Here is a 7,965-nt window from a genome sequence, read left to right on the forward strand (position 1 = left end):
CGAGGAAGTGGCCTCGTCCAGGATCAGGATGGCCGGGTCGATCAGCAGAGCCCGCGCGATGCTGATCCGCTGCCGCTCGCCGCCGGACAGCGCCTGCCCCCGCTCGCCCACCAGCGAGTCGTAGCCGTCGGGGAGACGCAGGATGAAGTCGTGGGCGCGCGCCGCACGGGCCGCGGCGATGATCTCGCTGCGGTCGGCGTCGGGCCGGCCGTAGGCGATGTTCTCGGCGATCGTGCCGTAGAAGAGGAATGGTTCCTGCAGCACGATCCCGATGTGGCGGCGGTAGTCGGAGACGGCGTAGGACCGGACGTCCACGCCGTCGACCAGGATGCGGCCGTCCGTCACGTCGTAGAAGCGGCAGATGAGGTTGACCAGCGTGCTCTTGCCCGAGCCGCTGTGGCCGACCAGGCCGATCATCTCGCCGGGCTTCACTTCGAGATCGAGCCCGCGGATCACCGCGCGGCTGCCGTAGCGGAAGCCCACGCCCTGCAGCGTGAGCCGCCCTTCGAGCCGCTCGATGGGCACCGGCTGCGCCGGCTCGGGCACGTTGCTCACGTGGTCGAGGATGTCGAAGATGCGCTTGGCACCGGCCGCCGCCTTCTGCGTGACCGAGACGATGCGGCTCATCGAGTCGAGCCGGCCGTAGAAGCGCCCGATGTAGGCGATGAAGGCGGTCAGCACGCCGACCGTGATGCTGTTGCGGCTGATCAGCCAGATGCCGAAGGCCCACACGACCAGCAGGCCGATCTCGGTGAGCAGCGAGACCGTGGGCGAGAACAGGCTCCAGGTTTTGTTGAGCCGGTCGTTCACGTCGAGGTTGTGGCGGTTGGCGCGGCGAAAGCGCTCGGCCTCGCGCCGCTCTTGCGCAAAGGCCTTGACCACGCGGATGCCGGGGATGGTGTCGGCCAGCACGCTGGTGACCTCGCCCCACACGCGGTCGATCTTCTCGAAGCCGGTGCGCAGGCGGTCGCGCACCAGGTGGATCATCCACGCGATGAAGGGCAACGGCAGCAGCGTCACCACGGCCAGGGCCGGGTTGATGCTGAAGAGGATGGCGGCGGTGAGGCCGATCATCAGCACGTCGGTGGCGAAATCGAGCGCGTGCAGCGACAGAAAGACGCAGATGCGATCGGATTCGCTGCCGATGCGCGACATCAGGTCGCCGGTGCGCTTGCTGCCGAAGTAGTCGAGGCTCAGCTGCAGCAGGTGGTCGAAGGTGGCGGTGCGCAGGTCGGCGCCGATGCGCTCGCTCACCAGCGCCAGCAGCCAGGTGCGCCACCAGCCCAGGGCCCAGGCGATCAGGCCCGCACCCAGCAAGCCGGAGAGCAACCACCAGACGTGCGAGGTGTCGATCTGCTTGCCGTTCTGGTAGGGGATCAGCACCTCGTCCATCAGCGGGATGGTCAGGTACGGTGGCACCAGCGAGGCGGCGGTCGAGGTCAGCGTCAGCACGAAACCCAGCAGCAGTTGCCAGCGGTAGGGGCGGGCAAAACGCGCCAGGCGCAGCAGCACCCAGGTCGAGGGCGGGGTGGGCGATTCGGCGGAGAAGTCGGTTTCTTCGGGCTCGAAGCCTTCGTCGAGTTCGGATTCGCCATCGACCAGGCGCCGCATCTGGCGCTCGAACAGGGTCAGCAGGCGCAGCGCGGCCGGGTCGGCACCCAGGGTGTAGCGCCACACGGCAATGCGGGACTTGTCGCTGTGGAGCGACAACTGACCCACGCCACCGCTGTCCGCGTGCTGCAGGTTCAGGCCCGCGGCCAATGGCCAGGCCTGCCAGCCGGAAGCCCCTCCGTCATGGGAGAGCAGGCGGCGATCCGTGAGCAGCAAGACACTGGAGGCGAAGCGATCTTTGCCATCGAGGTCAACGACCAGGCGGGCCAGTTCGTTCTCCCCTGGTTGCAGCGGCGGGGAGGCCGCAGCGGCAAGCGCAGGGCGCAGTTCGGATGTGGACATGAGTTGGTGCGAAGCGACGCGCGATTGTCGCGCAATGCGATCCACCGAGACACCGGGCCGCCAGACGCGAATAATTCACACCGCAAAAGAGAGGCGGCCCCGATGGCCCCTCCTGCTCGCCAACGATGACCACTTTCGACGACATCCGACTGCTGCGCGTGACCTACCTGCGCGGCCCCAACCTCTGGACCTACCGCTCGGCCCTGGAGGTCTGGCTCGATCTGGGTGCGCTGGAGCAGCACCCGTCCCACCAGCTGCCGGGCTTCGTGCAGCGCCTCACGGCCACCCTGCCCGCGCTGGAAGAGCACCACTGCGGCGTGGGCGAGCGCGGCGGCTTCCTGCAGCGCCTGACCGAAGGCACTTGGATGGGCCACGTGCTGGAGCACGTGGTGATCGAACTGCTCAACCTGGCCAGCATGCCCACCGGCTTCGGCCAGACGCGCAGCACCTCGCAGCCTGGCGTGTACCGCATGGTGTTCCGCGCGCGCGACGAGACCGTGGCGCGCAGTGCGCTGGAGCAAGGCCACCGGCTGCTGATGAACGTGATCAACAAGCTCCCGACCGATGTGCCGGCGGCGGTGGAAGCGGTGCGCGACGCCATCGACCGCACCTACCTCGGCCCGAGCACGGCCCACATCGTGGCCGCGGCCACCGAGCGGCGCATTCCGCACCTGCGCCTGAACGACGGCAACCTGGTGCAGCTGGGCCACGGCAACCGCCAGCACCGCATCTGGACGGCCGAGACCGACCGCACCAGCGCCATCGCCGAAGGCATCGCGCGCGACAAGGACCTCACCAAGCGCCTGCTGGCCGCCGTGGGGGTGCCGGTGCCTGCGGGCAGCATCGTCGAGAGCGCCGCCGAAGCCTGGGCCGCGGCCGAAGACATCGGCCTGCCGGTGGCCATGAAGCCGACCGACGGCAACCACGGCCGCGGCGTGACGCTCGACCTCACCACCCGCGAGCAGATCGAAGTGGCCTTCGAGCGCGCGGCCTACCACGGCAGCGAAGTGATCGTCGAGCGCTACATCCCCGGCGACGAGCACCGCCTGCTGGTGGTGGCCGGCAAGGTGGTGGCCGCGGCCCGCGGCGAAGCAGCCTGGGTGGTCGGCAATGGCCAGGACAACGTGGCCACGCTGGTCGACGCCCAGATCAACAGCGACCCGCGCCGCGGCAAGACCGAAGACCACCCGCTCGCGTGGCTCGACATCCGCGACGACGGCAGCATCCTTGCCGACCTCGGCCGCCAGGGCCTCACCCCCGACGACGTGCCCGCCGCCGGCCGCCGCGTGCTGATCCAGCGCAACGGCAACGTGGCCATCGACTGCACCGACGAGCTGCACCCCGACTTCGCCCGCATCGCCTCGCTGGCGGCGCGCACCGTGGGCCTGGACATCGCCGGGGTCGACCTGGTGGCGCAAGACGTGAGCCGCCCCCTGCGCGGCCAGCAGGCGGCGGTGGTCGAAGTCAATGCAGGCCCCGGCCTGCTGGCCCACCTGAAGCCGGCTGTGGGCTCGCCGCGTCCGGTGGGCAAGGCCATCGTCGACCACCTGTTCCCGGCCAGCGACGACGGCCGCATCCCGCTCGTCGGCATTGCCGGCGGCGCGGCGACCACCCGCGTGGCGCGCCTCGTCGCCTGGCTGCTGCACCTGTCGGGCCGTCAGGTCGGCCTGGCCTGCAGCGAGGGCCTCTTCCTCGGCACGCGCCGCGTCGACGAGCGCGACGCCACCCGCGGCGAACTGGCTGAACGCGTGCTGCTCAACCGCGACGTGGACGCCGCGGTGTTCGAGAACAGCGCGGCCACCATCCTCGACCAGGGCCTGGTCTACGACCGCTGCCGCATCGGCGTGGTGACCGACCTCGACGGTGCGGAAGCACTGGCCCGCCACGACATCCGCGAGGCCGATGACCTGCCGCGCGTGCTGCGCACTCAGATGGACGTGGTGCTGTCAGACGGCTTCGGCGTGCTCAATGCCGACGACTCCCGCATTGCCGAGCTGGCCCAGTACAGCGACGGCACCGTGCTGCTCTACGCCACCGACGCCGCGCCCCTGGCCGCACACCGCGAGGCCGGTGGCCGCGCCGTGCTGGCACGCGACGGCCGACTCTGGTTGTGCGAAGGCGCCACCGAAACACCGCTCACGCTGCGCAACGCCACCCCCTCGCTGCCGCTGGCCGTGCTGCTGCCGGCCGTCACCGCGGGCTGGGCCTTCGGGCTCGCGCCGGCGCTGCTGGCTGCCGGCATCGACACCTTCGACGCCCAAGCTGCTGCATAAAAGATACCGAGACACCATGGAAGTCACCCGCATCCGCGCCCTGCGCGGGCCCAACCTCTGGAGCCGGCACACCGCCATCGAGGCGATCGTGCGCTGCGAACCCGCCGAGCGCGCGATCCAGGCCGGCGCACCGCTCGAACTCAAGCTGCGCGAGCTGCTGCCTGAAGTGGCGCCGGTGCGCCCCGTCGGCGACTCCGAAACCGTGCCGCTGGCCCGCTGGCTCGAACGCCTGACGCTGGCCCTGCAGGCACGTGCCGGCTGCCAGGTGAGCTTTGCCCGCACCACGCCCGCGCCTGAAGAAGGCGTCTACCAGATCGTCGTCGAGTACACCGAAGAGAAGGTCGGCCTGCGCGCCATTGCGCTCGCGCAGCAGCTGCTGGCCGCTGCCGTCGCCGGCCAGGCTTTCGACACCGAAGCCACCGTGGCCGAGCTGCGTGCCCTCGACGAAGACGTGCGCCTCGGGCCCAGCACCGGCTCCATCGTGAACGCCGCCGTGGCACGCGGCATCCCGTATCGCCGTCTCACCGAAGGCAGCCTGGTGCAGTTCGGCTGGGGCGCGAAGCAGCGCCGCATCTGGGCTGCCGAGGTCGACTCGACCGGCGCCGTGGCCGAGTCCATCGCGCAGGACAAAGACCTCACCAAGCGCCTGCTGGCCGCCGCCGGCGTGCCGGTGCCGCGGGGCCGCCCCGTCACCAGTGTGGAAGACGGCTGGGCCGTGGCCCAGGAGCTCGGCCTGCCGGTGGTGGTGAAGCCGCGCGACGGCAACCAGGGCAAGGGCGTCACCGTCAACATCGTCGACCGCGAGCACTTCGATCACGCCTACCGCGTGGCCGACGAGATCGGCGAGGTGATGGTGGAGCAGTTCCTGCCCGGCCACGACTTCCGCCTGCTGGTGGTGGGCAACAAGCTGGTGGCCGCCGCGCGCCGCGACCCGCCCTACGTGGTGGGCGACGGGGTGCTCAGCGTGCGTGCGCTGGTCGACAAGGTCAACGCCGACCCGCGCCGCGGCGACGGCCACGCCACCTCGCTCACCCGCGTGCGGCTGGACGACATCGCCGTCGCCCGCCTCGGCCTGCAAGGCCTGACGGTCGACTCCGTGCCGGCCCTGGGCCAGCGCGTGGTGCTGCGCAACAACGCCAACCTCAGCACCGGCGGCACCGCCACCGACGTGACCGATGACGTGCACCCCGAGGTGGCCGCGCGCGCCGTCAACGCGGCGCGCATGGTGGGCCTGGAGATCTGCGGCGTCGACGTCGTCTGCGAGACCGTGGGCGTGCCGCTGGAGCAGCAGCGCGGCGGCGTGGTCGAGGTGAACGCCGCGCCCGGCCTGCGCATGCACCTGGCGCCCAGCTTCGGCAAGCCGCGCGGCGTGGGCGAGGCCATCGTCGAGCGCCTCTACCCGGCCGGCAACGACGGCCGCATCCCGGTGGTGGCCGTCACCGGCACCAACGGCAAGACGACCGTCACGCGCCTGATCGCGCACCTGTTCGCCGCCGCCGGCCTGAAGGTCGGCATGACCAACACCGACGGCGTGTGGGTCGACGGCCACCAGATCGACAGCGGCGACTGCAGCGGCCCCAAGAGCGCGCGCAACGTGCTGGCCCACCCCGACACCGAGGCCGCCGTGCTCGAGACCGCCCGCGGCGGCATGCTGCGCGAAGGCCTGGGCTTCGACCGCTGCCAGGTGGCGGTGGTCACCAACGTGGGCGCGGGCGACCACCTGGGCCTGAACTACATCACCACCGTCGAAGACCTCGCCGTGCTCAAGCGCGTGATCGTGCAGAACGTGGCGACCACCGGCTTCGCGGTGCTCAACGCGGCCGACCCGATCACGCTGGCGATGGCCTCGTACACACCGGGTGGTGTGATCCTTTTCGCGGTGGATGGCCAGCACCCGGCCCTGGTGGCGCACCGCGCCCAGGGCAAGCGCTCGGTGTACGTGGAGGGCGAGGACATCGTGGCCGTGGAAGGGCCTGCCCGCGCACGCATTTCGCTGCGCGAGGTGCCGCTCACGCGCGGCGGCAGCATCGGCTTCCAGGTCGAGAACGCACTCGCCGCGGTGGCCGCGGCCTGGGGCTGCGGCCTCAGCTTCGACGCGGTTCGCAGTGGCCTCGCGAGCTTCGTCAACGACGCCGACAACGCACCCGGCCGCTTCAACGTGATGGACTACCGCGGCGCCACCATCGTGGCCGACTACGGCCACAACCCCGATGCCATGCGCGCCCTGGTGGGCGCCGTCGAGGCCATGCCGGCGCGCAAGCGCTCGGTGGTGATCAGCGCAGCCGGCGACCGGCGCGACGAAGACATCCGCGAGCAGACGCGCATCCTCGGCGCCGCATTCGACAGCGTGCTGCTGTACCAAGACGCCGCCCAGCGCGGCCGCGCCGACGGCGAGGTGGTGGCCCTGCTGCGTGAAGGCCTGCGCGGCGCCCGACGCGTGAGCCAGGTGGAAGAGATCACCGGCGAGTTCGCCGCCATCGACCAAGCCTTGGCGGCTCTGCAGCCCGGCGACCTGTGCCTGGTGCTGGTCGACCAGGTGGACGAGGCGCTCGCCCACCTCGCACGCCGCATCGCCGAGGCGGGCGGCGCCGCGGCCTGAGCTCAGTCCGGGTCCGTTTCGGACTCGGGCTCGGTTTCGGATTGGGCCGCCTCGCTGCCCGGCTGCGGCGCGGCTGCGGCCCCGCCCGACTGGTAGGCCGCCACCGCCTGCTCGAGGTTGAAGAACATCCGCTCGCGCCCGAGCGTGTCGCCAAGCGGCGAGCGGCGCACCATCTCCAGCACGCCGGGGTTCAAGCCCACCAGCCAGAGCATCACGCCCGCATCGCGCAGGCGCTTCTCGGCCTCGATGAGCATCTTGAGCGCGGTGTATTCGAGGTCGACCACGCTGCGCAGGTGCAGCGCCACCACGCGCGGCGAGGCTTCGTCGATCAGGCGCTGCATCTTCTGCCCCAGCCGCTCGGCATTGACGAAGAAGATGCGCCCCTCGGGACGCAGCATCAGCAGGTCCTCGAAGGTTTCGTTGTTGCTCTTTTCCTGGCTGAGCGGGCGGAAGATGTTGGTGCCGCGCTTGCGGCCCAGCACGTGCACCGGCGGGTCGGAAGCCTGGTAGGCCAGCGCCAGCAGTGACACGATGATGGCCACCACGATGCCCTGCAGCGTGCCCAGCAGCACCACGCCGGCCATGGCCACCAGGGCCCAGACGAACTCGGTGCGCCGGATCTGGCGGATGTCTCTGAACTCGGCCGGCTTGATCAGCCCCACCGAATAGACCACCACCACCGCGGCCAGCGTGGCGTTGGGCATCAGGCCGATGAGCGGCGCAATCAGCAGCGCGACGGCCAGCGCGGCAGCTGCCGTCACCAGCCCGGCCAGCTGGCTGCGCGCGCCGGTGGCGGCATTCACGGCCGTCTGCGAGGTGCCTCCGCCGGCCGGCATGGCGCCCAGCAAGCCGCCACCGGCCGTGGCAATGCCGGTGGCCAGCAGCTCGCGGTTGGCTTCGGGCAGCGGGTCGCCGCGGCGCGCGAAGGCCCGCCCGGCGGCCACCGTCTCGGTGAAGCTCATCAGCGCAATGCCGAGCGCGCCCGGCACCAACTGCTCGATCAGCGCAAGATCCGGCATCGTGAGCGACGGAAATCCCTGCGGGATCAGGCCGACCGTCGAGAGACCCGCTGCCTGCAGGCCGAAGAGCCACGCTGCGGCAATGCTGCCGCCGACAGCGACTAGCGGCGCCGGAGAGTGC

At 70.9% G+C, this 7,965-nt stretch carries 4 protein-coding genes; 2 read left to right on the top strand and 2 right to left on the bottom strand.

Features of this window, described 5'->3' with window-relative positions:
• The coding region (locus tag VFL64_RS19605) for a cyanophycin metabolism-associated ABC transporter (protein ID WP_489542067.1) at window positions 1-1,953 on the bottom strand (1,953 nt) is incomplete at its 3' end.
• A gap of 125 nt (window positions 1,954-2,078) precedes the next feature.
• Between VFL64_RS19605 and VFL64_RS19610 the strand changes: the two genes are divergently transcribed.
• Window positions 2,079-4,226, top strand: a complete 2,148-nt coding sequence (locus VFL64_RS19610; protein WP_489542068.1) for a cyanophycin synthetase — start codon at window positions 2,079-2,081, stop codon at window positions 4,224-4,226.
• Between the two features lie 16 nt (window positions 4,227-4,242).
• Window positions 4,243-6,825, top strand: coding sequence for a cyanophycin synthetase (gene cphA, locus VFL64_RS19615; protein WP_489542069.1), 2,583 nt, complete (start codon window positions 4,243-4,245; stop codon window positions 6,823-6,825).
• Window positions 6,826-6,827: 2 nt separating this feature from the next.
• Here cphA and VFL64_RS19620 read toward each other — a convergent pair.
• A partial coding sequence (locus VFL64_RS19620; protein WP_489542070.1) for a SulP family inorganic anion transporter occupies window positions 6,828-7,965 on the bottom strand: 1,138 nt, incomplete at its 5' end.

The sequence above is a fragment of the Rhizobacter sp. genome, assembly GCF_035702065.1.
GTDB lineage: Bacteria > Pseudomonadota > Gammaproteobacteria > Burkholderiales > Burkholderiaceae_C > Rhizobacter.

What these genes read in the sequence shown, in the direction of transcription:
- VFL64_RS19610 (WP_489542068.1), top strand. Translation starts at nt 2,079, where the DNA reads ATGACCACTTTCGACGACATCCGACTGCTGCGCGTGACCTACCTGCGC.
- cphA (WP_489542069.1), top strand. Translation starts at nt 4,243, where the DNA reads ATGGAAGTCACCCGCATCCGCGCCCTGCGCGGGCCCAACCTCTGGAGC.